This window comes from Faecalibacterium prausnitzii (assembly GCF_049532945.1).
GTDB classification, from domain to species: domain Bacteria; phylum Bacillota; class Clostridia; order Oscillospirales; family Ruminococcaceae; genus Faecalibacterium; species Faecalibacterium prausnitzii_N.
Genome location: NZ_CP186691.1, coordinates 302,158 through 328,071, shown reverse-complemented (window position 1 = coordinate 328,071; position 25,914 = coordinate 302,158). Strand labels below are relative to the sequence as shown.

24 protein-coding genes and 1 pseudogene are annotated in these 25,914 nt (G+C 61.9%); 14 read left to right on the top strand and 11 right to left on the bottom strand.

Features of this window, described 5'->3' with window-relative positions; genetic code table 11:
• Window positions 1–25: 25 nt before the first annotated feature.
• The gene (locus ACNQFG_RS01560) at window positions 26–2,065 is read right to left on the bottom strand and encodes an AAA family ATPase (protein WP_423405761.1); all 2,040 of its coding nucleotides are present in this window, start codon (window positions 2,063–2,065) and stop codon (window positions 26–28) included.
• Window positions 2,066–2,222: 157 nt separating this feature from the next.
• Between ACNQFG_RS01560 and pulA the strand changes: the two genes are divergently transcribed.
• Window positions 2,223–4,172: a type I pullulanase gene (gene pulA, locus ACNQFG_RS01555; protein ID WP_423405760.1), complete on the top strand. Its 1,950-nt coding sequence runs from the start codon at window positions 2,223–2,225 to the stop codon at window positions 4,170–4,172.
• Between the two features lie 94 nt (window positions 4,173–4,266).
• Here pulA and ACNQFG_RS01550 read toward each other — a convergent pair whose 3' ends face one another.
• Window positions 4,267–5,658 carry a S1C family serine protease gene (locus ACNQFG_RS01550; RefSeq protein WP_423405759.1) on the bottom strand — a complete coding sequence of 464 codons (1,392 nt, stop codon included), beginning with the start codon at window positions 5,656–5,658 and terminating at the stop codon, window positions 4,267–4,269.
• A gap of 196 nt (window positions 5,659–5,854) precedes the next feature.
• On the opposite strand from ACNQFG_RS01550, the gene ACNQFG_RS01545 reads away from it, so the two are divergent.
• From ACNQFG_RS01545 to ACNQFG_RS01525, 5 genes are all read left to right on the top strand, one after another.
• Entirely contained in the window at window positions 5,855–6,712 is an 858-nt protein-coding gene (locus tag ACNQFG_RS01545; protein ID WP_423405758.1) for a GNAT family N-acetyltransferase, read from the top strand.
• Between the two features lie 224 nt (window positions 6,713–6,936).
• Window positions 6,937–8,541, top strand: a complete 1,605-nt coding sequence (locus ACNQFG_RS01540) for a peptide chain release factor 3 (protein WP_207698798.1) — start codon at window positions 6,937–6,939, stop codon at window positions 8,539–8,541.
• A 141-nt stretch (window positions 8,542–8,682) separates the two neighbouring features.
• Window positions 8,683–9,666, top strand: coding sequence for an aldo/keto reductase (locus ACNQFG_RS01535; protein WP_044953880.1), 984 nt, complete (start codon window positions 8,683–8,685; stop codon window positions 9,664–9,666).
• A gap of 124 nt (window positions 9,667–9,790) precedes the next feature.
• Entirely contained in the window at window positions 9,791–10,045 is a 255-nt protein-coding gene (locus ACNQFG_RS01530; protein WP_423406534.1) for a type II toxin-antitoxin system prevent-host-death family antitoxin, read from the top strand.
• Entirely contained in the window at window positions 10,038–10,382 is a 345-nt protein-coding gene (locus ACNQFG_RS01525; protein ID WP_423405757.1) for a type II toxin-antitoxin system RelE/ParE family toxin, read from the top strand. The genes ACNQFG_RS01530 and ACNQFG_RS01525 overlap by 8 nt, the downstream gene beginning before the upstream one ends.
• Window positions 10,383–10,457: 75 nt before the next feature.
• Here the strand turns inward: ACNQFG_RS01525 and ACNQFG_RS01520 are convergent, their stop codons facing one another.
• The 6 genes from ACNQFG_RS01520 to gpr all read right to left on the bottom strand — a co-directional run bounded on the left by ACNQFG_RS01520 (window position 10,458) and on the right by gpr (window position 17,328).
• Complete coding sequence (locus ACNQFG_RS01520) at window positions 10,458–11,762, bottom strand: murein hydrolase activator EnvC family protein (RefSeq protein WP_423405756.1); 1,305 nt, start codon at window positions 11,760–11,762, stop codon at window positions 10,458–10,460.
• Window positions 11,763–11,861: 99 nt separating this feature from the next.
• Window positions 11,862–12,044, bottom strand: coding sequence for a phosphatase (locus ACNQFG_RS01515; protein ID WP_097791814.1), 183 nt, complete (start codon window positions 12,042–12,044; stop codon window positions 11,862–11,864).
• Between the two features lie 199 nt (window positions 12,045–12,243).
• The gene (mutY, locus tag ACNQFG_RS01510; protein WP_423405755.1) at window positions 12,244–13,296 is read right to left on the bottom strand and encodes an A/G-specific adenine glycosylase; all 1,053 of its coding nucleotides are present in this window, start codon (window positions 13,294–13,296) and stop codon (window positions 12,244–12,246) included.
• 164 nt (window positions 13,297–13,460) lie between these two features.
• Window positions 13,461–14,849: an asparagine--tRNA ligase gene (gene asnS / locus ACNQFG_RS01505; RefSeq protein ID WP_332375825.1), complete on the bottom strand. Its 1,389-nt coding sequence runs from the start codon at window positions 14,847–14,849 to the stop codon at window positions 13,461–13,463.
• A gap of 361 nt (window positions 14,850–15,210) precedes the next feature.
• Entirely contained in the window at window positions 15,211–16,341 is a 1,131-nt protein-coding gene (spoIIP, locus tag ACNQFG_RS01500) for a stage II sporulation protein P (protein ID WP_423405754.1), read from the bottom strand.
• Window positions 16,342–16,545: 204 nt separating this feature from the next.
• Entirely contained in the window at window positions 16,546–17,328 is a 783-nt protein-coding gene (gpr, locus tag ACNQFG_RS01495) for a GPR endopeptidase (protein WP_423405753.1), read from the bottom strand.
• A 178-nt stretch (window positions 17,329–17,506) separates the two neighbouring features.
• Here gpr and rpsT point away from each other — a divergent pair, with 178 nt between their 5' ends.
• Window positions 17,507–17,767, top strand: coding sequence for a 30S ribosomal protein S20 (rpsT, locus tag ACNQFG_RS01490; RefSeq protein ID WP_005943554.1), 261 nt, complete (start codon window positions 17,507–17,509; stop codon window positions 17,765–17,767).
• 135 nt (window positions 17,768–17,902) lie between these two features.
• On the opposite strand, the gene ACNQFG_RS01485 is transcribed toward rpsT, so the two are convergent.
• From ACNQFG_RS01485 to ACNQFG_RS01475, 3 genes and pseudogenes are all read right to left on the bottom strand, one after another.
• Window positions 17,903–18,259, bottom strand: a complete 357-nt coding sequence (locus ACNQFG_RS01485; protein WP_423405752.1) for a SpoVA/SpoVAEb family sporulation membrane protein — start codon at window positions 18,257–18,259, stop codon at window positions 17,903–17,905.
• Window positions 18,256–19,277: pseudogene (locus ACNQFG_RS01480) on the bottom strand (stage V sporulation protein AD). The gene ACNQFG_RS01485 and the pseudogene ACNQFG_RS01480 overlap by 4 nt, the downstream one beginning before the upstream one ends.
• Window positions 19,278–19,388: 111 nt before the next feature.
• Entirely contained in the window at window positions 19,389–19,829 is a 441-nt protein-coding gene (locus ACNQFG_RS01475; RefSeq protein ID WP_423405751.1) for a SpoVA/SpoVAEb family sporulation membrane protein, read from the bottom strand.
• A 61-nt stretch (window positions 19,830–19,890) separates the two neighbouring features.
• On the opposite strand from ACNQFG_RS01475, the gene ACNQFG_RS01470 reads away from it, so the two are divergent.
• The 7 genes from ACNQFG_RS01470 to trxA all read left to right on the top strand — a co-directional run bounded on the left by ACNQFG_RS01470 (window position 19,891) and on the right by trxA (window position 25,682).
• On the top strand, window positions 19,891–20,805 hold the full coding sequence (locus ACNQFG_RS01470) for a M15 family metallopeptidase (RefSeq protein WP_423405750.1): 915 nt from the start codon (window positions 19,891–19,893) through the stop codon (window positions 20,803–20,805).
• A 161-nt stretch (window positions 20,806–20,966) separates the two neighbouring features.
• Window positions 20,967–21,542 (top strand): DUF4358 domain-containing protein, encoded by a 576-nt coding sequence (locus tag ACNQFG_RS01465; protein ID WP_423405749.1) that lies wholly within the window; start codon window positions 20,967–20,969, stop codon window positions 21,540–21,542.
• Window positions 21,543–21,602: 60 nt separating this feature from the next.
• Entirely contained in the window at window positions 21,603–23,021 is a 1,419-nt protein-coding gene (locus ACNQFG_RS01460) for an MBOAT family O-acyltransferase (protein WP_423405748.1), read from the top strand.
• Window positions 23,022–23,035: 14 nt separating this feature from the next.
• Window positions 23,036–24,199 carry a DHHW family protein gene (locus tag ACNQFG_RS01455; protein ID WP_423405747.1) on the top strand — a complete coding sequence of 388 codons (1,164 nt, stop codon included), beginning with the start codon at window positions 23,036–23,038 and terminating at the stop codon, window positions 24,197–24,199.
• A 204-nt stretch (window positions 24,200–24,403) separates the two neighbouring features.
• Window positions 24,404–24,745 (top strand): hypothetical protein, encoded by a 342-nt coding sequence (locus ACNQFG_RS01450; protein WP_423405746.1) that lies wholly within the window; start codon window positions 24,404–24,406, stop codon window positions 24,743–24,745.
• 108 nt (window positions 24,746–24,853) lie between these two features.
• Window positions 24,854–25,192, top strand: coding sequence for a hypothetical protein (locus tag ACNQFG_RS01445; RefSeq protein ID WP_302275076.1), 339 nt, complete (start codon window positions 24,854–24,856; stop codon window positions 25,190–25,192).
• A gap of 178 nt (window positions 25,193–25,370) precedes the next feature.
• Entirely contained in the window at window positions 25,371–25,682 is a 312-nt protein-coding gene (gene trxA, locus ACNQFG_RS01440) for a thioredoxin (RefSeq protein WP_423405745.1), read from the top strand.
• Window positions 25,683–25,914 lie beyond the last annotated feature (232 nt).

Genomic DNA, 25,914 nt, shown 5'->3' with positions numbered 1-25,914 from the left:
AGCCGCGGTTTGCGTGGTTCTGCAATTATTCGTCCAGTTCTAAATCGCTCGGCAGGAGCACATCCAGCTCGGCGGCAGGTTCTGCCACAAGGCGGCGGCTCTGGTGGAAGATGGCCTTTTCCAGCGTGTTGCGGGCAAGACGGCCGTTGCCGGCGGTGCGGGCGTCGTCGGCCTGACGGCGGGCGTAGTAGTTCCGCAGCGGTTCCTCGCAGGCCTCCGAGAGGGTGTAGCCCTTGTTTTTTGCGAGGACGTGGGTGATCTGCAGCAGCTCGTCTGCCGTGTAGTCCGGGAACTCGATCTTGTTGGGGAAGCGGCTGGCAAGACCGCTGTTGGCGGTAAGGAACACCTCCATCTCCCGGGTGTAGCCCGCCAGAACGACCACCAGCTCGTCCCGGTGGTCCTCCATGCCCTTCACAAGGGTGTCGATGGCTTCGAGCCCAAAGCTGTCCTGCTCGCCGCGGTAGAGGCTGTAGGCTTCATCGATAAACAGCACACCGCCGAGGGCACTCTCGATGACGCTGTTTGTCAGCGGGGCGGTGTGGCCGGTGTAGCGGCCCACAAGGTCGGCACGGGTCACTTCCACCAGCTGACCGCCCTTCAGCGCGCCGATGGCCTTGAGGTACTTTGCCACCAGCCGGGCAATGGTGGTCTTGCCGGTGCCCGGGTTGCCGGTGAAGATCATGTGCATGGAAAGGCTGGCGGTCTTGAAGCCTGCCGCCGCGCGGCGCTGCTGCACCTGCAGGTTATCCGCCAGACCGAACACATACTCCTTGACTGGGGCCAGACCGACCAGCTCCGAGATCTCCGCCCGGATCTCATCCAGCGCGCCGGTGTAGGCGGCGGGCAGCAGGTCGAACAGCGGGGCCGGGGCGGCATCGTTCAGGTGGAAGAGCAGGCCCTCCGGGGCGGCGGTCAGGGTCACGGTGCCGGTGAGCGGCTTGTCCGTTTGCAGGCAGTATTCGCTCAGGGCGCGGAAGATACGGTCGCAGCAGCCGGACAGCCCGGCTGCGCCCTTCTGGGGGGTGCACTGGGCGGCTACATAGTCCCGCACATCGGCCCCGGCAGAGAGGGTCAGCCCAAGGCGTGCGCTCACCTTCTGGGCCAGCGCATTCAGCTGCTGCGCCGCCAGCGCTGCAAGGTCTGCCCGCTGGTAGGCGGTCGTCTCGCAGACGTCGCCCAGCGCCGAGATCATGCCTGCGCCAAACTTGTCCGCCATGGCGGCGCGGCCCTTGTTCGAGAAGAAGATGAGGTACTTGCCGCAGGGGTCGAGACGGCTGACCGCGCCGGGGGCCAAGGCCGTTCCGGCGTCCATCAGAATGCCGTCCCGGTTGACGATATACCGGCTGGAGAGCGGGGCGCTGCCCCGGACGGCCAGGTCGGACAGCGTTTTCAGAAAGCTGGGACAGCAGCTCTCGTAATGCTCAAAGATCACGATCTCCCCGGGGGCGTGGAGCGCGGCGTAGAGGTCCAGCAAAAAGAGCTTTTCGGCGGCGGGATTCGCGTAAAGCGCCAGGTCGAGCGCGGCGATCTGGTCGTTTTGCAGCAGGCCCCGCGCCGCCATGATGCGGGCGGTCTCTGCCAGCGCAAAGTGCCGCCCCGTACCGGCTCCGCCGCACAGCAGGATCACATTGCGTGCTGCCGGGCGCTCGGTGCCCAGCACAAAGGGCCGACGCATGGCGCGGACGACCGCGTCCACAAAGGCGTCCTGCCCCAGCACGGTCTGCCGGACTTCGTCGGCCAGCCCCTCGAAGCTGCCCAGATGTTTAGGTTTCACGTCGGTGGTGCCTTTGGCCAGCAGGCCGTCGTTCTCCATATCCCGCAGCATCTGGCGGCTGTCGGCCAGCGCAGCCTCGGCGGCGGTGTCCTGCGTCTTCAGCTGGGCCGACTGGGCCTTGAGCATCGCGTCCAGCTTCTTCTGCTGCTCCAGAAGCGCCGCGTTCAGGTCGTTCAGAGTGCTGTTTGGCTGCTGCCGGGGTTCGGCGGGGGTGCCGGGGGCGGCCTTGAATCTGCCGCCCGGCCCGAAGACTCCATTCATCAGGGTCTCCCAATCGTCTGTGTATGCCATGTCATCGCCTCCGTGATCGGTTCATTTCTTTCAGTATAGTGTACCGCAGCCCCATTTGCAAGGAAACTCTTGCAAAATCCGCGCAAGCCGGGTACACTGATTTCAAAAGGCCTGCCTCTGGCGAGGGCGGGAATGTTAGGATAAAGGATGAGAGTCAATGAAAACGCCTGCACAATGGAAAGCATGGTTCGAAAGCGAGGAGTTTGCCCGTCAGACCGGCTATCAGGGACCGCTGGGCGCGGCGTATTCCCCATCGGGCACCCATCTGCGCCTGTGGGCACCCACGGCGCAGTCGGTCCGGGTCGATCTTTACCGGAAAGGCGACGGCGGGGCCTGCATCGGCAGTCTGCCGCTGAGCCCGTGGGGGCAGGGCGTCTGGGGCGTTTACCTGCCCGGCGACCAGCACGGGAAGTATTATCATTTCAACGTGACCACCGAGTGGGGCAGTGTGACCACCGCTGACCCCTATGCCCGTGCGGCAGGCGTGAACGGCACCCGCAGCATGATCGTGGACCTTGCCCGCACCGACCCGCCGGGCTGGGAACAGGACAAACGGCCGGTCATCCCGGCGTCGAAGCGGAGCGTCTGGGAGGTCAACGTCCGGGATTTCTCGCAGGACCCGGCCAGCGGGGTGCGCAATGCGTGGCGGGGCAAGTTCATGGCCTTTACCCAGCAGGGCACCACCCTGCACGGGGACGGCATCCACCCCACCTGCCTGAACTACCTCCGGCGTCTGGGTGTGAAGTATGTGCAGCTGATGCCCATTTTTGATTTTGGCAGCGTGGACGAGGCAAAGCCGCTGCTGCGGCAGTACAACTGGGGCTATGACCCCACCAACTACAACGTCCCGGAGGGCAGCTACTCCACCGACCCCGCCCGCGGCGAAGTCCGGGTGCGGGAGTGCAAGCAGATGATCCAGGCCCTCCATGCGGCGGGCATCGGTGTGGTGATGGATGTGGTGTACAACCACATGTACCGCTTCGACAACGTGCTGAACCGAGCGGTCCCCCTCTATTATTTCCGCCAGAACGAGGATGGCAGCTTTTCCAACGGCAGCGGCTGCGGCAACGAATTTGCCAGCGAGCGGCCCATGGCCCGGCGGTATATGATCGATTCCATCCTCTACTGGGCGCAGGAATACCACATCGACGGCTTCCGGTTCGACCTGATGGGTCTGTACGACGTGGAGACCATCAACGCGGTGCGCGCCGCGCTGGATACGCTGCCCGGCGGGCGGGATATCCTGATGTACGGCGAGCCGTGGCAGGGCGGCGGCAGCCAGCTGCACCGGTACGAGGCCAACAAGGCGAATCTTGCCATGCTGAACGATCGCATCGGCATCTTCTGCGACGACACCCGCGACACCATCAAGGGCGGCTGCTTCAACGCCCGGGAGCCGGGCTATGTGGAGGGCAGGCCCGGCAGCTTCTGGGATATCGGCGGCGCGGTGGCGGCATGGTGCCGCAGCGACCGTCTGCCGCCCCACGCGCCCAGCCAGATCGTGAGCTATGTTTCCGCCCACGACAACTTCACCCTGTGGGACAAGCTGCTGCTGGTGCGGTACGAGCGCCCGGAGTTCGGCGCGGTGGACCGTGCCGCCCTTGCCCAGAACCGGCTGGCGGCGGGCATTTACCTGACCAGCTTCGGCCTGCCTTTCCTGCAGGCGGGCGAGGAGTTTGCCCGCACCAAAAAAGGGAAGGGCAACAGCTACCGCTCTTCGCCTGCGCTGAACCGGCTGGACTGGGAGCGGGCCGAGCAGTTCCATGGGCTGGTGGATTACTACCGGGGCCTCATCGGGCTGCGGAATGCCTTCCCGCGGCTGGGCGCGGTGGACAGGGCCAGCCCCAACGCCATTGCATTTTTTGATTTGGAACAGCCGCTGGTGGGCTGGTGTCTGTCTGCCCTGCCCGGCGATGGGGCGTGGTGGGGCGCGCTCTGCGTCTACTACAACCCCACCGAACAGGAACAGCCCATCCGGCTGCCCGACGGGCGCTGGAAGCTGCTGAGCGACGGCACCTCGTCCAGCCTGTGGCGGGGCGACAGCCGCATCCTGAGCGGTGAAGCGGTCCTGGCCCCGGTCAGTGCGACCATCTTCGGCTTGGTATAAACAACGATCCCCCGGCCAGCGGGTCACCGCCAGTCGGGGGATTTTTGAAGAAGAAAGGAATCAAATCTTGATAACGCCTTGCGGCGGGGGTAGCTCAGTTGTTGGCCGAACGCTGTGCGGCGGTGTTCGACGCATTCTTTTCGCCCAGCGTCAGCGAGACGGTCTGCATCTGGCCGTCGCGTGCAATGGTGATGGAAAGCGTATCGCCTGCTGCGTGCTTCTGCATCAGGGTGCCAAGGTCGTCCTTGGAGGCGATCTCGGTGCCGTCCACGCTCACGATGCGGTCACCGGCCTGCAGGCCTGCCTTTTCGGCAGGGCCGCCCTGCACGACGTCCACGACATAGACGCCGTAGGCGTTGACGTTGAGCTGTGCCGCCGTCTGTGCGTCGGTCACGGCCAGATAGGTGATGCCCAAATAAGGCCGTCCGGTCACATAGCCGTTCTCCAGCAGTTCCTGTGCCACCTTGATGGCATCGTTGATGGGGATGGCAAAGCCCAGACCCTCCGCGTCCGAGCTGGAGGACTTGGCGTTGACCAGACCGATGAGCTCACCGTTCATATTGAACAGGCCGCCGCCGGAGTTGCCGGGGCTGACCGAAGCATCCATCTGGATCAGGGACATGGTGTTCACAGAGCTGCTGCCCTGAATGGTGACGCTGCGGTTCAAAGCGCTGATCATGCCGCCGGTGACGGTGCCGCCCAGCTCACCCAGCGGGTTGCCCACAGCCATCACGCTCTGGCCCACCTTCAGGCTGTCGCTGTTGCCCACGGTGGCGGGGGTCAGGCCGGTGGCGTCGATCTTCAGCACAGCGACATCGCTGGTGTCGTCCTCGCCCACCACGGTGGCGGTGTAGTCGGTGTCCCCGATGGTCACGGTGATCTGCGATGCACCGGAGACCACGTGCGCACAGGTGAGGATGTAGCCGTCCGAGCTGATGATCACGCCGCTGCCGGCACCGCTCTCCACCTGATTCTGGCCGTACCACGACCACTGAGAGTAGACCACCTGCTCCGTAGTGATGACCACCACGCTGGGGCTGACCATCTCGGAAACCTGCGAAGTAGTCATGCCGCTGGACGCGACGGCGGTGCCGGAGGCCGCGCTGCTGTCGGTGCGCTCCACCTGCTGGATGACGACCTTATTGCCTGCATTGCCGACCCGTGCGCCCACAAAGCCGCCCGCAAAGCCCATGGCTGCGGCCAGCACCAGCGCCACAGCGCTGCGGGCGATGCGGCCGCCGCTATGCTTGCGGCGCTTCTTCGGGGGCTTGGAGGCTGCGGCCTGCGGCTCCGGGCCTGCCGGGGGCGGCGTGGTGCCGCCATTGCCGGTGGAAGTTTCCGACGGGCGGGCCGGGGCGGGGTCGCTGTAAGTGCCCGCCGTGTTGGCGGTGTTCATGCCGGAAGAGCCGACGTTGGGGTATCCGGTATCGCCGGACGAACTATTTGCAGAGGAATAATCATATTCCCATTTGTTCTCATTGTCCATGGTACAACTTCCTTTCTCGAAGGGACTGGTTCGGGAGAGGCGCTTCGCCCGTCCCTCTCTGGAACTGGCTCTATTGTAGCCGCTAATTGTGAAAACGAATCGCTGAGCGGGTGAAGAATGTGTGAAATAAGGTCGTAACCGCAGGCCTTGACAGCGGCGCGGGAGCTTGGTATTGTAAGGGAAAAGGAGACTGCGTATGAAATTGGAAGAACGGCCCGGCGGCTTTGCACTGTATAAAGAGAAGACCGAGGTGGGCTGCTGTCAGCTGACCCGGACGGCGGCAGGGGCGGACGTTGCCTGCCTTACCATTGTACCAGAATGGCGGCGGAAAGGCTATGGGTCTTATCTGCTAAAAGAGATATTGCGCCGCTTTGGCGGATATGACAGGGAGACGGCCACCGTTTTCACGGCTCCGCTGCCCGCTGTGCCGGGGGAGAAAGCGTTCTGGGCAAAGTTCGGCTTCCGGGAGGAGGCCGGGCGGCTCTGCCGCCGCCGCACGCCGGACCTGACCGCCGTCAAGTTCGTGCAGGACTTCCTTGCGGCCCGGCTGCAGAACCCGCAGCTGCTGGTGGATGCCACCTGCGGCAACGGCGGAGATACGGCGTTTCTGTGCCGTCTGGCGGGCGGGACAGGCCGGGTGCTGGGCTTTGACATCCAGCCCGAAGCCATTGCCTCCACCCGACGGAATCTGGCCGCGAACGGGCTTTCCGCCGAGCTGTACTGCGGCAGCCACGCAGACCTGCTGCATTATGTCCAGCCCGGCACGGCGGATGCCGTGATGTTCAACTTCGGCTGGCTGCCGGGGGCAGACCACACGGTCTTTTCCCACGCGGAGAGCAGCATCCCCGCGCTGGAAGCAGCCCTCGACGCACTGCGGCCCGGCGGGGTGCTCAGCGCCATCCTTTACAGCGGCCGGGTCATCGGGTCGGACGAGAAGACGGAGATCCTGCACTGGATGCGCACACTGCCCCTGACGCGCTGCACCGTCCTCGTCTGCGATTTCGCCAATTGGGCCGAAACGGCACCCCTGCCCTGCTTTCTTCTGAAAAAATGAGAAAAGTCTTGCATCTAGGTGGAATTTCTGCTAAAATAAATGCTGTTTGATTTTTAGACGGCCGGACCCTCTTCGGCATCGCGTATGCGATGCCGCCTCTCCCTTTGGCGGAGCGGGCGCAAAGCGCCTGAGAGGGCAGGCCTGTCGATGGAGAACGACCCATGTGACGAAAAAAGGACCCGAAACAAACCCCTCTGACTTGAAATTGGGAGACTTATAAATCTATGACAAATCGTGAAGAAATCGAGCGCCGCCGGACGTTTGCGATCATCAGCCATCCCGACGCCGGTAAGACCACTCTGACCGAAAAGCTGCTGCTGTACGGCGGAGCCATCAATCAGGCAGGCTCCGTCAAGGGCAAGCAGAGCGCAAAGCACGCCGTGTCCGACTGGATGGACATTGAGAAGCAGCGCGGTATTTCCGTCACCTCTTCTGTCCTGCAGTTCAACTACGCGGGCAAGTGCGTGAACATTCTGGACACCCCGGGCCATCAGGACTTCTCGGAGGACACCTACCGCACCCTGATGGCGGCAGACTCTGCCGTCATGGTCATCGATGCCGCAAAGGGCGTTGAGGCCCAGACCATCAAGCTGTTCAAGGTGTGCACCCTGCGCCACATCCCCATCTTCACCTTCGTCAACAAGATGGACCGCGAAGCCCGCGACCCCTTTGAGCTGATGGAGAACATTGAGGAGATTTTGGGCATCAAGACCTACCCCATGAACTGGCCCATCGGCTGCGGCAAGGAGTTCAAGGGCGTGTTCGACCGCAACACCCGCAAGGTGCTGGCATTTTCCAGCGACGGCCGCGCCAACGGCGTGAAGAAGGTGGATGAGACCGAGGCCGAGCTGGGCGATCCCGCACTGGACGAGCTGCTCACCCCGTATCTGCACCAGCAGCTGGTGGATGAGATCGAGCTGTTGGACGGTGCCGCCGAGGAATTTGACCTCGACAAGGTGCTGCGCGGCGAGCTGAGCCCCGTGTTCTTTGGTTCCGCTCTGACCAACTTTGGCGTGGAGCCCTTTCTGGAGAACTTCCTGCGCCTCACTCCCACCCCGCTGGCCCGCGTGGACAGCCTGACCGGCGAGACCGTGGACCCCTGCCGCGACGAGTTCTCTGCCTTCATCTTTAAAATTCAGGCCAACATGAACAAGGCCCACCGCGACCGCATCGCCTTTATGCGCATCTGCTCCGGCAAGTTCGAGCGCGGCATGGAGGCCTTCCATGTGCAGGAGGGCAAGAACATCAAGCTGGCCACCGGCACCCAGCTGATGGCGCAGGACCGCGCCATCGTGGACGAGGCCTACGCCGGCGACATCATCGGCCTGTTCGACCCGGGCATCTTCTCCATCGGCGACACCTTGTGCACCGGCAAAAAGAAGGTCCAGTTCGCAGGCATCCCCACCTTCTCGCCGGAGCACTTTGCCCGCATTGAGCAGAAGGACACCATGAAGCGCAAGCAGTTCGTGAAGGGCATGGAGCAGATCGCGCAGGAGGGTGCCATCCAGATCTTCCGCGAAGTGGGCGGCGGCATGGAAGAAGTGGTAGTCGGCGTGGTCGGCGTGCTGCAGCTGGAAGTGCTGGAGTACCGCCTGAACACCGAGTACAACGTGGAGATCCGGATGCAGCAGCTGCCCTTTGAACAGCTGCGCTGGGTGCAGAACGACCCCGACACCTACAACCTGCGGGATCTGGACCTGACCAGCGACACCAAGGCTGTGGAGGATATGAAGGGCAACCGCCTGCTGCTGTTCACCTCCGACTGGGCGGTGCGCTGGGCTGAGACCCACAACGAAACGCTGAAACTGAGCGAGTTCGGCAATATCTGAGTTGAAAGAGAGCTGCGGTGCGGGAATATCCCGCAGCTGCGGTTCTTTTTTCATAAAACGCAAAAAATACAACGAAGAATGCCAGCTACGGAATGCGCTGCTCCCATTGCGGGGAACACTGCTGGCATGGAGGGAAAATATATGCAAAACATCAATATTGGCAAAAGCGGCATTCAGGTGCCGTTTCTCGGCATGGGCACCTGGGCCATCGGCGGCGGCTCCTGGTGGGGCGACAACGACGACGCCCTTTCAGTCAAGGCCATCCAGACTGCTGTGGAGCAGGGCATCCAGTGGATCGACACCGCCCCCATCTACGGCCTGTACCACAGCGAGACCGTGGTGGGCGAGGCCATGAAGCACATCGACCGCGACAAGGTGGTGCTTTCCACCAAGTGCGGTCTGGAGTGGCGGCATGAAACACCGGTGCTGCACAAGGTCGTGGACGGCACCACCGTTTACCGCGACCTTTCTGCAAAGAGCATCATCGAGGATGTGGAGGATAGCCTGCGCCGCCTGCACACCGATCATCTGGATGTGCTGTACACCCACTGGCAGACCCCCGATTTCGGCATCTACCCGCTGGAAGAGACGGTGGAAGCCATGATGAAGCTGAAGGAGCAGGGCAAGATCCGTGCCATCGGTGCATCCAACGTCACTGCAGACATCATCCGCGGCTACTGCAAGTACGGTCAGCTGGATGTCATTCAGGAAAAGTACAGCCTGCTCACCCGCCGTGTGGAAAAGCAGCTGCTGCCTACCTGCAAGGAGCTGGGCGTATCGGTGCAGGCATACTCTCCGCTGGAGCAGGGCCTGCTGACCGGCAAGGTGACCATGGACACCACCTATCCCGAGGGCAGCACCCGCAACTCGAACCCCAGCTTCCAGCCCGCCCGCCGGGCACAGGCGCTGGACATGCTGGCAAAGTGGGGCGACCTGACCGAGAAATACGACTGCTCTCTGGCACAGCTGGTGATCGCCCTGACCGCCCGTATGATCCCCGGCCTGCATGTGCTGTGCGGTGCCCGCACTCCGCAGCAGGTGATGGACAACGCCGGTGCGCTGAACATCAAACTGGACGGTGCCGATGCCGTCCGCATGAAGTGGGACGTGGATGCCATTTCGTAAGATAAAATTGACCCAAAAGAACCGGATGGACGCCATCCGGTTCTTTTTTGTGCTGATTGCTGCAAATTTGCTGTTGAATTTTACAGCGGAATCCGCTATACTGAATGTGAAGGGAGTTGATTTTATGCCGAACATCAAACCGATTTCTGACCTGCGGAATTATACGGAGGTCCTCCGGGATGTGGAAGAGGGTTCGCCGGTGTTTCTGACCAAGAACGGCCGCGGGAAATATGCCATTCTCGATATGCACGACTACGAGAAAGCGCAGGCGACCATCCGACTGATGAATGAGATTGCGAAGGGCAGGCGGTCCGGAGAAACGGAGGGGTGGCTGAGTATGGAGGCCGTAGAAGAATCGCTCGGAATTGCGAATGAATAAACTTCAAGTATCAAAAGCTGCCCAGTATGATCTGTTGGAGATCAAAGCGTATATTGCAAACGATTTGGAAAATCGAACGGCAGCGGTTTCGACGGTAAAGAAGATCACGCAGAAAATTCGACGATTGCAAGAACATCCGTTGATGGGTGCACCAATTTCGTCTGTTTCAAATGCCAATAGTGAGGAGCGTTTTCTGGTCAGCGGAAAATATCTGGTATTTTACCATGTGATCGGAAAAGAAGTTTTCATTGACCGTGTCCTTTATGGCGGCAGAGATTATCTGAAGATTCTGTTCGAGGATGCCCTTAAAGAAGAAGCGCGAGAAGAAAACGACTGAGCGTATCAAACAACGAGAGAGGAGCCGCGGCCATTGGCCGCGGCTCCTCTCTCGTTTGTTCAAACTATTTTTGCTTCACCCGTTTTCACGCCAGAATGCCCCGCCGCTGGTCTGGAACAGCATCCACGGGTTCACGCTCTTGCTGCCAAGCTTGAAGTCCTTGGTCAGCTCCTCGCCCAGCACACCCACAGCCTGCCCTTTCTGGACGGTCGCGTTCCGGCTGACGGAGAGGGTCTGCAGCCCGTACAGGTAGCTGCGCATCCCGCAGCCATGGTCGATGACCACCGTGTTGCCGGTAAGGGCAAGGTTTCCGGCAAAGACGACGACGCCGTCCGCCGGGGCACGGGCCGGGTCGCCGGGGATGGTGTAGAGCTTGGTGGAGTTGGAGCGGGAACCCTGCTGGCCGTTCGTGACCTTGACCTGACCGAAATCCAGCAGAATGAGATAATTTTCGGCCGGGCAGATGAACCCGCCGGACCAGAGTTTTTCCCGCACAGGCAGCTCATACAGCGGCCAGATGTTGTTCCGGAACTCGGTGTTCGCGGCCTCGGTGGGGGCCGGTTCAGCCTCGACTTCCGCAGTGCCGAAGTCTTTGGGCAGAACGGTCAGCGTCCGGGAAATCGTCTCCCCATTGACCGTGATGCGGATCTCGTGGGCTCCGGCGGAGGCGTTGTAGGCCGCAGGGATGTAGGCCCGCCAGCCGGAGGGGCTGCGGGTGCATGAAACACTGCCGAGGTCGGTCTCCAGGGTGGGGGCCGTGTCCCCGGCCATGCCGGTGATGGCAACGCCTACGATGCCGCCCTGCTCGACCCGCTCAGCCGAAAGCTCGACGTTGGCGCTGGCCTGCAGCGTGAACCGGAAGGAGAACCGATACCAGCCGGTGGGCCGGGCCGGGTGTTCCTGCCCCCAGTTCTTATGAATGGCACCGTTGGTACCGCCGTCGAACTGGGTGGCAGAAAGGTCGGCCGGAAGCCGCCAGACTGTCATCGTGGCCTTGTAGCTGCCGTTGGCCGGGAAGAGGAAGTCTTCATACTGCCCGGCAGAACCGGCGAACACGAGGCTGCCGACGTCGGTCTCGATGGTCAGGGTGGTGTAGGTGGCCCAGTCGGGCAGGGCGAGTGCCGGGTGAGCATCGTACAGTGTGCCCAGCTTTTGCACGGTAAGGGTGTCCGGCTCGGCAAAGACCCTGTCGAGCACACCGCCCACCAGCGGCACCTGCCAGCAGGAGCCGTTCACTTCCAGTGCCTGCCCGCCGAACTGTACGTCCGCCGCAGGGCGGGCCCCCTCGCCGGTAAAGGAATAGCTCACGGCCATTACGGTCCCCAGCAGCACGACGACGCCCAGCGCGACGCCGATGATCCAAAGAAAAAATCGCTTCATGATATGTAACATCCTCCTGACATGAAAGTGCAGGGTTGCAAAAAGGGCGCACGCGGCGGGTCAGGAACTGACCACCGGGTGCGCCCTTCAGCGGATCGATTATTCTTCTGCGGCGTCCTCGGCAGGTGCGTCGGCGGGTTCCGCCTTGTCTTCGCCGAACAGCAGACGCTCGTACTCGTCCAGCTCCTTCTCACGGCGGCGGAGATAAACGGCCACGGCGGCCAGTGCACCGGCGATGGCGGCCAGCGTAGCAATCACGGCGATCAAACAAGATTTCTTCATAGGTTCAATACACTCCTTTTTTGGGTCGGAACGATGGGTCCAGAACATCCTTTGTGTCGGGGTGGCCCTTTTCGCGGTGGGCCATGGAACCGCCCTTGCGGATATCGTGTAGAAATATCGCGTTAGGAATATTATACCCGGAATGCAAAAAAATTACAACTGCCAATCCGTAAATTTTCATCGACCTGCACGAAAGAAGTTAAAATGCAGCGGCCAGCAGTTTGCGGTACGCCTTGAACGCACCGGGCAGGGTGTACGCGGCTTCCAGCTGTTCCGGGCTGGCCCAGACGCAGCCGGCGGGGGCGGGCTGGCGCTCTGCCGTGAAGAGATAACCGCCCATGTGCCACTCGATGTGGCTGAAGATGTGCCGGGCCGGGCGGAGGGCTTTGGCGGCATCGGGGGTGCAGACGACACCCAGCGCTGCCAGGCGGGCGCGGGCCTCGTCTGCGGAGAGAGATTCGTCCTCCCACAGTACCGGCTGCCACAGCCCGGCAAGCAGGCCCTTTTGGGGCCGCTGCTGGAGCAGGACGCCCTCCGGGCTGCGGACGAGCGCCAGCGTCACCGGCTCGATGCGGCGGGCCTTGGGGGCCGCTTTGCGGGGCAGGGTGAGGGCCGTCCCGGCGGCATGGGCGGCGCAGAGATGGGCCAGCGGGCACTGCGCGCAGAGCGGGGCACCGTTCGGCACGCAGACCAGCGCTCCCAGCTCCATAAGGGCCTGATTGTAGTCGCCGGGCGCATCCGGCGGCTGGTGCTCCATCACGCGGGCGGTGAATGCCCGCTTGACCTTGGGGTCGGTGATGAGGCGGTCGTCGTTGTACAAACGGGAGAACACCCGCAGCACATTGCCGTCCACGGCGGGCACCGGGATGCCGAAGCTGATGGACGCAACGGCTCCCGCCGTGTAGTCCCCGATGCCGGGCAGGGCCCGCAGGGCATCATAGTCGGCGGGCAGCTGTCCGCCGTACTGCTCGCAGACGATGCGTGCAGCCTTTTGCAGGTTGCGCACCCGGCTGTAGTAGCCAAGACCCTCCCAGAGCTTGTGCAGCTTTTCCTCTTCGCAGGCGGCAAGGGCCGGAATGTCCGGCAGGGCGGCGAGAAAGCGTTCGTAGTAGGGCAGTGCCGCCGAGACCCGGGTCTGCTGCAGCATGATCTCGCTGAGCCACACATGGTAGGGGCTGGGGTCGGTGCGGAAGGGCAGGATGCGGTGGTTCGCATGGAACCAGTGGAGCAGGGCGGGCGAAATGTTTTCCACGAAATGTTACCTCGATGTTGAAAATAACCCTCTCAGTCTCGCTATCGCTCGCCAGCTCCCCCAAGGGGGAGCTTTGGTGCGGTACTTTACCGGAAGAACCAAACCTCGCCCTTCGGGAGAGGTGGCATTGCGAAGCAATGACGGAGAGGGTCGTACTTTATTTTTTAGAATCCGTACGCGGTGCGGGGGAAGGGCAGCACGTCACGGATGTTCTGGATGCCCGTGAGGTACATGATCATGCGCTCGAAGCCCAAGCCGTAGCCGGCGTGCTCCACGCCGCCGAACTTGCGCAGGTTCAGGTACCAGTCGTAGTTGGTCTTGTCCATGCCCAGCTCGTCCATGCGGGCCACCAGCTTGTCGTAGTTCTCTTCACGCTGGCTGCCGCCGATCAGCTCGCCGATGCCGGGCACCAGCATATCTGCGGCTGCCACGGTCTTGCCGTCGGGGTTCTGCTTCATGTAGAAGCTCTTGATCTCCTTCGGGTAGTCGGTGACGAACACAGGCTTTTTGAACACCACCTCGGTCAGGTAGCGCTCGTGCTCGGTCTGGATGTCCACGCCCCACTCCACAGGGAACTGGAACTTCTTGTTGTTCTTCTTCAGGATCTCGATGGCCTCGGTGTAGCTGATGCGGCCAAACTCGCTGTTTGCCACCAGCTCCAGACGCTCGATGAGGCCCTTGTCGATGAACTGGTTGAAGAAAGCCATCTCATCCGGGCAGTTGTCCAGCACGTAGCGGATGACGTACTTGGTCATGGCCTCGGCGGTGTCCATGTAGCCGTTCAGGTCGCAGAAGGCCATCTCCGGCTCGATCATCCAGAACTCGGCGGCGTGACGGGTGGTAAAGCTCTTCTCGGCACGGAAGGTGGGGCCGAAGGTGTACACCTTGCCGAATGCCATAGCCATGGCCTCGGCTTCCAGCTGGCCGGAAACGGTCAGGTTGACCGGCTTCTCGAAAAAGTCCTGCGTGTAATCCACGGTGCCGTCCTCGTTCTTAGGCACATTCTCCAGATCCAGCGTGGTGACGCGGAACATCTCGCCTGCGCCCTCACAGTCGGAAGAGGTGAGCAGCGGAGAGTGAGAGTAAACGAAGCCGTTCTCCTGGAAGAACTTGTGGATGGCGTAGGCAGCGGCGCTGCGCACGCGGAAAGCGGCGTTGAAGGTGTTGGTGCGGGGGCGCAGGGTGGGCATGGTGCGCAGATATTCCATGCTCATCTTCTTTTTCTGCAGCGGATACTCGTCCGCCGGGCAGTCGCCCAGGATCTCCACACTGTCGGCATTCAGCTCAAAGGGCTGCTTTGCCTGCGGGGTGAGCACCAGCTTGCCCTTGACGCGCAGGCTGCTGTACAGACCGGTGTGGATCACCTCATCGTAGTTTGCCAGCTTGCCTGCTTCCAGCACGACCTGCAGGGTCTTGAAGCAGCCGCCGTCCGACAGGGCGATGAAGCCGATGTTCTTGGAGTCGCGGATGTTCTTTGCCCAGCCGCAGACGGTGATCTCGGTGCCGTCGGCGGGGGTGTTTTTGAACAGCGAAACGATCTCAGTGCGTTCCATAGTGTTTGTTCTCCCTTTCGATATAAAATGAAAAAGACAGCTTTGTTCTCCCTGAAAGTTCAGGGCGAACAAGCTGTCTTGTAATGTCCGCGGTGCCACCTGAATTACCGGAAGTGTCCGGTCGCTCACGCGCTCATCTCAAAAAGAAAGCGCTGCCCTTGTAACGCGGGGCGCAGCGGCGCACCTACTGGCAGTTTTGCAAAAAACTGGGTTCAGGTTGCAGCTCCTGGGTGTTCGTTCGCGCAGGGGGCGCTCACGGCTCGCAGCAACTGCCGTGTTCTCTGGAAGCGTCCCGGATGCGTTACTTTTCCCGATCTGTGCTTTTCGGTAATTCTAAAAATAGCACAGGAAAGCGGCTTTGTCAATCGGAAATTGCAGGGTCTGCGCTGCGCAGCACTTCGATCAGCCCCTCGGCGGCCAGCTGCCCGGCATAAAGAGCCTCGTTCAGGTTATTGCCGTGCCCGCCGATCTCAATGAGCAGACTGCCGGTGGTCAGATCCTGATTGTAGAACCGGTAGCTGAACAGCACGGGCCGGGTGAGGCCGGGGAATGTCCCCTCCATCGCCCGCTCCCATGCAGCGGCGAAGCGGAGGTTCTGGCGGTAGTTGGGCAGGGAGATGCTGCTGCCGTTGTCGCACCCGCAGATGATCATGACCTGTGCGGCCTGCCGCCCGTCCACCGTGCACACCGGGGCCATCCGGGAGCCGTTCTCGGTCTCGATGGCATCCCGGTGGACATCCAGCACCACCTTGATGCTGGGATACCGGGCCAGATACTGCTGCACCACGGCCCGGCTGTTGGCATAGCTTCCGGTGTAGCTGGGGTAGTCGTTCAGGGTCTCGTCGTGAAGGGTGTTGATGCCTGCCGCATTGAGGGTATCGGCCACCACACGGCCCACCGCGCACATGTTGTAATTCCGGTCGGTGGTGCGGGAGCCGTCGCCGGGGCGGAACCACAGCCCGGCCGAAAGGCGGTAGTCCTCGGTGGCGTGAGTGTGCATGATGAGGACCTGCGGCTCCGGGCTGTTCCACTCCACCGCAAAGGGGAGCGGAGCTTCGACCTCGGCCGCGATCTCCGCCGCCGGGACGCGGGTATTGTTTTTGATGCTGCCTGCCCCGCAGGGAATGTACTTTTCGCCGCTGCCCTGCGGATAGGTCTTTTCGAGGATGGTGCCTGCGTCTTCGGGCCGGGCGTCGTCGCTTTCCAGCGGGACGAGGTAGGAGCTGTCTGCGGCGGCGGGCAGAGATCCCGGAGCGGGTTCGAGGACTTCGGGCGGAAGCGCTTCTGCCGCAGATCCGGTGCTCTGTGCGGAGGCGGCCTGCTTCCGGCTGAGAGAAAGGGCCGTCTGCGCGGCGGGCAGCGGCCCGATGATGAGCGCCGCCAGACTGAGCACCAGTCCATGGGCAAAAACGGTCAGCGCCAGCATCAGCGCCGCCGCCCCGGCCAGACTGAGCACCGGCCCGGCCCAGAAATCTCCCTGCCTGCGGCGCATGGCGGACACCTCCTTCCCTCTTGATAGGGTATGAAATTAACCTGTAGAGATAGAACGTTTCGTGCCGGAATGCCAAGGCCTCTCCTACCAGGAGAGGTGGCACCGCAGGTGACGGAGAGGTTGTACAGAGGAAAGGCTTCCCTTCATACAACCTCTCAGTCTCGCCTACGGCTCGACAGCTCCCCTGGTAGGGGAGCCAAGGCCTCAGCTCGTCAGCCAGCCCAGCTGGGCAATGCTCAGGCGGGGCTGCAAAGCACGGTTGATGGCCGCGGCCAGCAGAGCGGCCCCGTGGGCGATGACGCTGTCCAGCTCGCGGGGGGTCACCACAAGGTCGCTGCCCTCCTCGGCCTGCATCAGGGTCGGGATGCCTGCCGCTACGACCGGCACCCCCAGCCGGGCGGCATCCAGATGGCGGCTGTGGCCGGGCTGGGCCGGGAACAGCCCGGTGTCCGAGAATTGCAGGGTCCGGCCCAGCCGCTCCGGCTCGGAAGAGCAGAGGCTGTCCACGCAGAGCAGGGCAGCGGGGCGGATCTCCCGCACCAGTGCCCCGGCCAGCTGCTGCAAACTCAGCCCGGTGGCAGCCGACACGCCCGGTGCCACTGCCGCCACCGGCCGGATGCCCTGCACCGGGACGGTATGCTGCCCCATCGTGACGAAAATCTTCTGCGCCGTGCGCGGGCCGAGGGCATCCGCCGTGACCCGCCGGTTTCCGATGCCCAGCACCAGCACCGGCCCTTCCGGCGGCAGCAGGGCGCGCAGTTCTGCCGCACAGGTCTCGATCACCGCAGCGTCCCGCTCGTCCAGCACGCTGACGCTGGGCATTTCCAGCGTGACATACCGTCCGCGGGGCTTCGCCAGCCCTTCGCGCGCGATCTCCACCCGCGTCACGGTCACGCCGCCGCGCCTGGCTGTGGCCACCCGCACACCGGTGGGCGGCGCACTGCCCGGTGCCCGGAACAGCTCATCGGCAAGGTCTGTTTCCCGCATGATTCATCCCGCTTTCCCATCTGAAATTTGCATTTGGGGCCGTTTTGGCCCGGTTTTACAGTTTCAGTATGGGATTTTGAAAACTTTTCTAAACAAAAATCAAAAAAACGCTTGCGCTGGTACGCGAAATATGGTATCATAGGGTGCGCTGTTATAGGTAGCCAAGGAGGTGGAACGAATGCCTAACATCAAATCTCAGAAGGACCGCGTCGTGCAGGCTGCTGCAGAGCAGGCTCACAACAAGGCCATTAAGACCAACCTGAAAACAGTCGTCAAGAAGGCAGACGCTGCCATCGATGCGAATGCCGCTGACAAGGACGCAACCGTCCTGGCTGCTGTTTCCGCGATCGACAAGGCTCGCGCTAAGGGTGTCATCAAAAAGAACACCGCCAGCCGCAAGATCAGCCGTATGGCAAAGCGTGCTAACAAGAACGCTTGAGTTCATGCCTGATCGAGTGATCGACTGACGAACAAAACCTCTGTGCCGGTTTCCGGTGCGGGGGTTTTTGTTTTTTGCATCCTACCACCCGCCGGGCGCGAACCGGCGCGAAGCAGCGCTGCTTTTGATTGCGGGCTAGTTCTGGTCGTGGCTCCGGCCGACCCAGGAGCAGACCACGCCGCACACAAGGCTGGTGGTAACACCGGCCGCAGCGGCGGTCAGCCCGCCGGTGAGGATGCCCACAGCACCTTCTTCCTGCAGCGCGGTGCGCACGCCCTTTGCCAGCAGATGGCCGAAGCCCAGCAGGGGAACCGTGGCCCCGCACCCGGCAAACTCGGCCAGCGGGGCATACCACCCAATGGCCGAAAGCACCACGCCCGCCACCACATATCCGGTCAGGATGCGGGCCGGGGTCAGGCCGGTCAGGTCGATGAGGATCTGCCCGACGGCGCAGATGCCGCCCCCGATGACGAAAGCCCAGAGATAGTTCATGATGCGGCTCCTTTCTCCGGCGCACGCAGCTCCACCAGATGCGCCACCGCCGGGATGGTCTCCTTCTGCAAAAAGGTGGTCTGGCTCATCAGGGCCCCGGTGGCTGTGAACAGTACCCGCTTCTGGCTGCCCCGGCGCAGGCGCGGCAGGATGTGCCCGCACAGCACCGCCGCGCAGCAGCCCGGGCCGGAGCCGCCGCTCTTTACGCTCTGCTCGTTTGCGTCGAACAGGATGCACCCGCAGTCCACATGGTTTTTGATCAGCAAGCCTTCTGCGGCCAGCAGCTCCCGCAGCAGCTGACTGCCCACCTGCCCAAGGTCGCCGGTGTAAATGGCGTCGAAATCCGGCGGCTCTGCGTGGGTGTCCCGCAGGTAGTGCAGCAGGGTCGCGCTGGCGGCGGGGGCCATGGCTGCGCCCATGTTGTTGATGTCCCGGATCTGATAGTCCTGCACCCGCCCGAAGGTCACGGCCCGGATGCCGACCCCCTGCCCGGCGGGGCGCAGCAGACAGGCCCCGGCGGCGGTGGCCGTCCACTGGGCGGTCGGGGTGCGGACGGCTCCATAGCTCAGCGGCGTGCGGAACTGCCGCTCTGCCGCGCAGAAGTGGCTGGAAGCCATGGCCAGCAGGCCGTCGGCCAGCCCGGCCGAGCAGAGCGCAGCCCCCAGCCCCAGCGCTTCGGCCATGGTGCTGCAGGCCCCGAACAGCCCGGCAAAGGGCACGCCCAGCTCCCGCATGGCATAGCTGGATGCCGTGCACTGGGCCTGCAGGTCTCCGGCCAGAGCCAGACTGACCTCTTTCTCAGTGATCTGTGCTTTTTTCAGGCAGAGCCGCGCCGCCCGCAGCTGCAGCTGGGTCTCGGCGGCTTCCCAGCTGGACTGGCCAAAGCGGTTGTCTGCGCTCAGCGCATCGAAGCCCGCCGCAAGGGGGCCTTCCCCCTCTTTTTGCCGCCCACCGCCGCATGGGCCGCGATGACGGGCGGAGTCTGGAAGATCAGGGTGTCGCCGCGCCGGGTCGCCATGAAAAATTCCTCCTTTCAGGGATGTTTTTTTGCGGATTTTGTGGTATACTGGAAAATCGCCGGAAGAGTGCAATCTTTTCGCCCGGCAAAGCGTATGGTAAGTGAGAGGGATCAGCCGCCCAGCACCCACAGCACCGCGCCGTACACCACCGCCGCCAGCGTGCCGTACACGATCACCGGCCCGGCAATGGTGAACATCTTGGCCCCGGTACCCAGCACCCGGCCCTCGGCCTTGAACTCGATGGCCGCGCTGACCACCGCATTGGCAAAGCCTGTGATGGGCACCAGCGACCCGGCCCCGGCCTTTGCGGCCAGCTTCTGGTACCAGCCCAGCGTGGTAAGCACCGCTGAGAGCACGATCAGGCTGCAGCTGGTCAGGGTGCCGGCAAGGTCGGCTTCGAGCCCCAGACCCAGATACCACTGGCGCAGCACTTCGCCCAGCAGGCAGATGCCGCCGCCCACGCCAAAAGCCCACAGGCAGTCGGTGCCCAGCGGCGAATGCGGGCCTGCCCGCTGCACCCGGCGCGCATATTCCTGTGCTGTCATTTTCATGCAGAACACCTCCGGGGATAGGATGTCCCCGGCCCGGAGAGAATATACAAGGAGAAGCCTTATGAATCAACGACCTGTGAACCAACCGCACCGCCGCATGACCCGCGCCGAAGCGCGCCGCCGCCGTCGCAGCCGTGCCATCCGCCGGGTGGGCGAGCTGACCGTCGCCGTCTGCCTGTTCGTGGGCGGGCTGACCGTCGCCGTCTGCCTGTTCGTGGGCGGGGCTGCGTTCCTGCTCAACCGCCACGCCCCGGTGCTTTCCGCCAGCGCGGCCAGCGCCCCGGCAGAGGATGCGGAGAACAGCCTGCTTCCGGCAGCGTCCAGCACCGTGGAGGAGACCAATGGCAATGCTCTGGGCCTGACCGCCGACGAGGCCGCTGCTATGCTGGCCGACCCGCTGATGGTGCTGGTGAACCACACGAACAAAATGCCGGACGATCATACTTTTACCACCAAGGCGTGCGGCTCGGCCACCGCTGTGAACAAGACCCTGCAGACCGTGGCCTGCGATGCCTTTCTGGAGATGCAGAAAGCCGCTGCCGCCGAAAATGTGACCATCTGGATGCAGAGCGGCTACCGCAGCGTCAAGTACCAGACCGGTCTGTACGAGCGGAAGACGAAATACTACACCGACCAGGGCTACGACCTGGCCACAGCCAAGGAAAAGGCGGCGGCGGTCGTCAACCCGCCGGGCTACTCGGAGCACAACTGCGGCCTTGCTGCCGACCTGAACAGCCCGGAGCACACCGACCTGACCGAGGGCTTTGAAAACACCGAGGCCTTCCGCTGGCTGTGTGAGCACGCGGCAGATTACGGCTTCATCCTGCGCTACCCCAAGGGGGCCGAGGCCCAGACCGAGATCACCTACGAGCCGTGGCACTGGCGCTATGTGGGCGTGGAAAATGCCCGGAAGATCAGTGCCAGCGGCCTGTGCTTCGAGGACTACATCGCCCAGCTGCACACCCTTGCGGGCTGAGCGGAAAAGCGCTGGCAAAGACCGGTGAAGAAACCGTAAAAATTTGCGCGAACCTTTGCATTTCCGGCAAGGGTATGGTAAGATAGCAATGGCCCGGCCAGCCGCGCCGGAAGGCACAGCGCCGGGCTTGAGTGTAATGAATGCAAAAGAAGGAATAATCTATGAAGATCCGTTCAAAACTGATACTGTCCGCTGTGGCTGCCACGCTGGGCTGCGCTCTGCTCGCAGGCTGCGGCGGCGCGGCTTCCTCGTCCACGGCGTCCTCGGCAAGCCCGGCGGCGTCCTCGGTGGTGCTGTCCCAGGCGGAGAGCGCCCTGCCCGACGACGGCACCAACAGCCCCGATGCGCTGGCCGACGAGGTGGATGCGCTGCTGGAAGCCGACCCCATCTCCAACCAGTTCGAGATCGCAGCCATGAACATTGAGTACGATTTCGGCCTGAAGGCTGAGGACGTGGTGAGCTACAAGGGTGTGAAGAGCAACGACAACGGCGATGCCGGTCTGGTGCTGGTCATCGAGCCGGCAGAGGGCAAGGCCGAAGAGATCGTGGAGGCCCTGAAGGCCTACCAGCAGGATCAGGTGGCCTTCTACGGCAACTACGCCGAGTTTGCCGCGGCACAGGCCAATGTGGAAAATGCCGTCATCGCCAACAGCGCCGACCGCGTGGTGATGGTCATTGCCTCCAACGCGTGCACGGAAGACCTGACCGACGCCGTCAACGGCGTTCTGCTCAAGTAACAACGATCATCGTGGGCCGGTGCCTTGGCGGCATCGGCCCTTTTTCAAAGGAGGAACACCTTGGTTTTCAGCACCATAATCTTCCTGTTCCGCTTTCTGCCCATCACGCTGGCGCTGTATTACCTTGCGCCCGCAAAGCTCAAGAACACCGTGCTGTTCCTCTGCAGTCTGGTGTTCTACTGCTGGGGCGAGGTACGGTTTTTCCCGGTCATGGTGGCCCTCATCCTCATCAACTATCTCTGCGGCCTGGGGCTGGAACGCATGGAGGACAAGCCCGCCGCCCGCACGGCGCTGCTGCTGGTGGCTCTGGCGGGGAGCCTGGGGATGCTGTTCTATTTTAAGTATGCGAACTTCGTCCTCTCCAGCCTGAACAGCCTGTTCGGCACCCAGTTCGCGGCCATTCAGGGCATCAGCACTCTGCCGCTGGGCATCAGCTTTTACACCTTCCAGACCCTTTCCTACTCCATCGACGTCTACCGCCGGGATGTGAAGGCAGAGCGCAATATCATCGACTTCGGCGCCTATGTGGTCATGTTCCCGCAGCTCATCGCAGGCCCCATCGTCAAATACCGCGATGTCTCCAGCCAGCTGCACGTATACCGGCACCGCTACAGCCTGCGGCAGATCGAAGAGGGCATGACCCTGTTCACCTTCGGCCTTGCCAAAAAGGTGCTGCTGGCGGATGCCGTGGGCGCGCTCTGGACCGACATCATCGGCATCCAGAACAGTCCCTCCACCACCTTTGTGGGCCTTGCCAACGCCTCCACCCCGCTGGTGTGGCTGGGCATCATCGCCTACAGTCTGCAGCTCTACTTTGACTTTTCCGGCTACTCCATGATGGGCATTGGCATGGGCAAAATGCTGGGCTTCGACTTCCCCGCGAACTTCAATTACCCGTATATCTCCGCATCCATCACCGAGTTCTGGCGGCGCTGGCACATGACCCTGTCCGGCTGGTTCCGGGAGTATGTATATATCCCGCTGGGCGGCAACCGCAAGGGCCTGAAGCGCCAGATCTTCAACCTGTTCGTGGTGGAGCTGCTCACCGGCATCTGGCACGGCGCGAACTGGAACTTCATCTGCTGGGGCCTGTACTACTTTGTACTGCTGGCGGCAGAAAAGCTGTTTTTGCTGCCCCACCTGCAAAAGGGTAAAGTCTGGCCCCACATCTACACCCTGTTCCTCGTGGTGGTGGGCTGGGCCATGTTCGTGGGCAACGACTGGGGCGTCGGGTTCAACGACCTGTTCTATAAGCTCTTCGTACCTGCGGGCGGTGTGTCGCCGGTGTATTTCCTGCGGAATTACGGTGTGCTGCTGGCGGTGTCGGTGGTCTGCTGCACCCCGCTCATTGAAAAGATTTGGAACCTGCTCAAAAAGCGCACCGCAACGCGGGTGGCCACGGTGCTGGTGCTGCTGGTGGTCTCCACCGCCTATGTGGTGGGCAGCACCAACAGCCCATTCCTCTATTTCAATTTCTGAGGAGGACGTAAAGCATGAATCCGAAAAAGCGTGTTTCCTCCCTGAAGCAGTACCCGGTGCTGGCGGCCTTCACCCTGTTCTTCGCGGCGCTGTTCGTGCTGGACCTGGTGACGCCGGACCGCGCCTACAGCGAGATGGAAAACACCACCCTCACCCAGCGGCCCAAACTGACGGCCGTGTCGGTGGATGGGCTGAACAACTATTTTACGAACTATACCAAATATGTGAAGGATCAGGTGTTCGGCCGCGATGAGTGGATCAGCCTGCAGAGCCTGGCCGAGACGACCCTGTTCCAGAAGACCCAGAGCGGCGGTATCCTGCTGGGGCGGGAGCACCGGATGTTTGCCCGGCGCTACCGCGTTCTGCCCACCGAAGAGCGGGTCTGGAACAAGAATCTGGCAACGGTGCAGTCGCTGGGCGAGCGTTACCCCGGCAAGGTGAGTTTCATGCTCGTGCCGTCGGCCTCAGTGCTCTACCCGGAAGACCTGCCCCTCGCTGCGCCCCAGATGGACGAGGAAGGGCGGATCGACGAAGCGCAGGCAGCGCTCCCGGCGGTGCAGTTTCTCCGCGTCACCGATGCGCTGCGGGCGCACAAGGACGAATATATCTACTACCGCACCGACCATCACTGGACGACGCTGGGGGCTTACTACGCCTACGAGCAGTTCTGCGAAGCGCAGGGCCTGACACCCTTTGACCGCAGTGCGCATTCTGTGGAGACGGCGGAAAATTTCTACGGCACCCACTACTCCAAGGCCCGCACATGGAATGCCGAACCGGACACCATCACCTGGTATGATCTGCAGAATCGGCTCACCATCTGGAACGTCACTGCGCCGGGCCAGCCCACCGAGGGCACACAGACCGGCCTGTACGACACGGACAAGCTGAACGTGTACGATAAGTACGCCATGTTCCTGCATGGCAACAACGGCCTGAGCCGCATTGAGGGCGACGGTACCGGGCGCATTCTGGTGATCAAGGACAGCTACGCCAACTGCTTTGCACCGTATCTGACGGCAAACTACGCCCAGATCGATGTGGTGGACTTCCGCAACTACAACTACGGTCTGGATCAGCTGATCGCGGACAACGACTACGACGCCATCCTGGTGTTGTACAGCTATTCCAGCTTTACCAGCGACCCGTATCTCTACCGTGCGGGCGTGGCTGGCTGAGCTGTAAAAAAACGCAGTCCTTTTTCACAAACTTTTCGTGAAGTTTTCATGCGACTTTCCGATTTTTCATAGTTTTGCACAGAATCTATTGCAGAAAATCGACAGACGTAGTAAAATGAGCGTATAAAGAGTGAGTGAGGAATGCGGCAGGGTTGCTGTATGCGGCGGAGGAACAGAAACCGTCGAAATGAGGGAAAACGAAAGATGAAGAACGAACTGAAGATGCCCGCACACTGCGCCGTGGTGTCGGAAGATGAAATGACTTATGTTGAGGGCGGCGGCTATCTGGATGCGCTCTCGACGGCGGCAACGGTCGTAGGAGCTGTGGTGCTGGGTGCCAGCTATGTCTGGGGCATCGGAACGGCCCGCAGCTGGCTGAACCAGAAGGAGAACCGCAAGGGCAATGTCTTCACGGTAATCGGCCGTGCGCTGGATGATATCGGCGAGGACATGAGCCAGAGCCCGTCCAACTTCCTGCGGGATGTGGTCTCCACCGCTGCGGTGGTGGGTCTGGCCCCGGTCAGCGTGGTGCTGATGCTCATCTGAGCAGACTGCCCCGGATGCCTCTTGGAACCCCTTAGCATTTGTTTGGAAACCTGCAGTGCAGCGAATGCACTGCTTGGGATATTATTGCTTTTTCAAAGGAGTGTTATTATGGAAAACAAGATGAAGATGCCCGCGAACTACAACGTCATGAACGAAGAGGAAATGACCTATACGCAGGGCGGCAGCGCTATTGGTGCTATTTCTGCTCTGGCTAGCACCGCATTTGGCATCTGGAACCTGTACAACTACTACAAGGGCATGGTCGCTACTCGCAACTATGTCGCAGCGCACAAGGGCCAGGATACCGCAGCTCTGCTGGAGGGCGGCATGAACACCTATGTGAACTACCTGCAGAAAGATCTGATCAGCGCATTCAAGGGCATCTGCGCTGGTACGGCTGCTGTCGGCCTGTGGCCCATCACCGCTCTGGTCATCGTGACTGCCTAAAACATTGAGGCCAGACAGCCCGGAGTACACCAAAGAACAATGAAAAGCGGCGGCTCTCCCCAACCGGGGCGGGCCGCCGCTTTTTGTTGTGTTTTGTGACCCGGTTACGGAAGCGGGGCGGCATTTGGGGTATACTAAGACCATCGAACAACAAACACACCCGCAGGAGGTAGAAGATATGGGACCCATTACGATCACGACCGAAAATTTTGACGCCGAGGTACTGCAGAGCGCAAAGCCTGTCCTGCTGGACTTCTGGGCCAGCTGGTGCGGCCCCTGCCGCATGCTCAGTCCCGTTGTGGACGAGGTGGCCGAGGAGCGCACCGATGTGAAGGTGGGCAAGGTGAACGTGGACGAGCAGCCGGAGCTGGCCGGCCAGTTCGGCGTGATGAGCATCCCCACCCTGCTGGTCTTCCAGAACGGTCGGCTCGTCAATCAGGCGGTCGGTGCCCGCCCGAAGAGCGGTGTGCTGGCCCTGCTGGATCGCTGAGCCGGCCCCCCCGAAGAATCGCGTTTTGCCCCGCTGTGCGCATCCTGCGCCCGGCGGGGCATTTTTGCGCTTTGGGGAGCGGTGCGTTTGCGGAACGCATCATCTGATTTGCCGGTACGATGAAACAATTTCGCGTTTCTGTACAAACACACAGAAAAACGGTAAGATAAAAGAGAAAAGTTTGATACTTTCGCGCTTTACAACTTTATCAAGATAAAGTAAAATAAATTCA

Bases quoted from the DNA above. Each gene is read 5' to 3' on its own strand.
- gpr (WP_423405753.1), bottom strand. From the start codon at position 17,328: ATGCGGGAAACAGACCTTGCCGATGAGCTGTTCCGGGCACCGGGCAGT.
- ACNQFG_RS01450 (WP_423405746.1), top strand. From the start codon at position 24,404: ATGAAGAACGAACTGAAGATGCCCGCACACTGCGCCGTGGTGTCGGAA.
- ACNQFG_RS01540 (WP_207698798.1), top strand. From the start codon at position 6,937: ATGACAAATCGTGAAGAAATCGAGCGCCGCCGGACGTTTGCGATCATC.
- asnS (WP_332375825.1), bottom strand. From the start codon at position 14,849: ATGGAACGCACTGAGATCGTTTCGCTGTTCAAAAACACCCCCGCCGAC.
- ACNQFG_RS01525 (WP_423405757.1), top strand. From the start codon at position 10,038: ATGAATAAACTTCAAGTATCAAAAGCTGCCCAGTATGATCTGTTGGAG.
- pulA (WP_423405760.1), top strand. From the start codon at position 2,223: ATGAAAACGCCTGCACAATGGAAAGCATGGTTCGAAAGCGAGGAGTTT.
- ACNQFG_RS01560 (WP_423405761.1), bottom strand. From the start codon at position 2,065: ATGGCATACACAGACGATTGGGAGACCCTGATGAATGGAGTCTTCGGG.
- spoIIP (WP_423405754.1), bottom strand. From the start codon at position 16,341: ATGCGCCGCAGGCAGGGAGATTTCTGGGCCGGGCCGGTGCTCAGTCTG.
- ACNQFG_RS01545 (WP_423405758.1), top strand. From the start codon at position 5,855: ATGAAATTGGAAGAACGGCCCGGCGGCTTTGCACTGTATAAAGAGAAG.
- ACNQFG_RS01535 (WP_044953880.1), top strand. From the start codon at position 8,683: ATGCAAAACATCAATATTGGCAAAAGCGGCATTCAGGTGCCGTTTCTC.
- ACNQFG_RS01445 (WP_302275076.1), top strand. From the start codon at position 24,854: ATGGAAAACAAGATGAAGATGCCCGCGAACTACAACGTCATGAACGAA.
- ACNQFG_RS01520 (WP_423405756.1), bottom strand. From the start codon at position 11,762: ATGAAGCGATTTTTTCTTTGGATCATCGGCGTCGCGCTGGGCGTCGTC.
- ACNQFG_RS01515 (WP_097791814.1), bottom strand. From the start codon at position 12,044: ATGAAGAAATCTTGTTTGATCGCCGTGATTGCTACGCTGGCCGCCATC.
- ACNQFG_RS01485 (WP_423405752.1), bottom strand. From the start codon at position 18,259: ATGAACTATCTCTGGGCTTTCGTCATCGGGGGCGGCATCTGCGCCGTC.
- rpsT (WP_005943554.1), top strand. From the start codon at position 17,507: ATGCCTAACATCAAATCTCAGAAGGACCGCGTCGTGCAGGCTGCTGCA.
- ACNQFG_RS01455 (WP_423405747.1), top strand. From the start codon at position 23,036: ATGAATCCGAAAAAGCGTGTTTCCTCCCTGAAGCAGTACCCGGTGCTG.
- ACNQFG_RS01530 (WP_423406534.1), top strand. From the start codon at position 9,791: ATGCCGAACATCAAACCGATTTCTGACCTGCGGAATTATACGGAGGTC.
- ACNQFG_RS01465 (WP_423405749.1), top strand. From the start codon at position 20,967: ATGAAGATCCGTTCAAAACTGATACTGTCCGCTGTGGCTGCCACGCTG.
- ACNQFG_RS01470 (WP_423405750.1), top strand. From the start codon at position 19,891: ATGAATCAACGACCTGTGAACCAACCGCACCGCCGCATGACCCGCGCC.
- trxA (WP_423405745.1), top strand. From the start codon at position 25,371: ATGGGACCCATTACGATCACGACCGAAAATTTTGACGCCGAGGTACTG.
- ACNQFG_RS01550 (WP_423405759.1), bottom strand. From the start codon at position 5,658: ATGGACAATGAGAACAAATGGGAATATGATTATTCCTCTGCAAATAGT.
- ACNQFG_RS01475 (WP_423405751.1), bottom strand. From the start codon at position 19,829: ATGAAAATGACAGCACAGGAATATGCGCGCCGGGTGCAGCGGGCAGGC.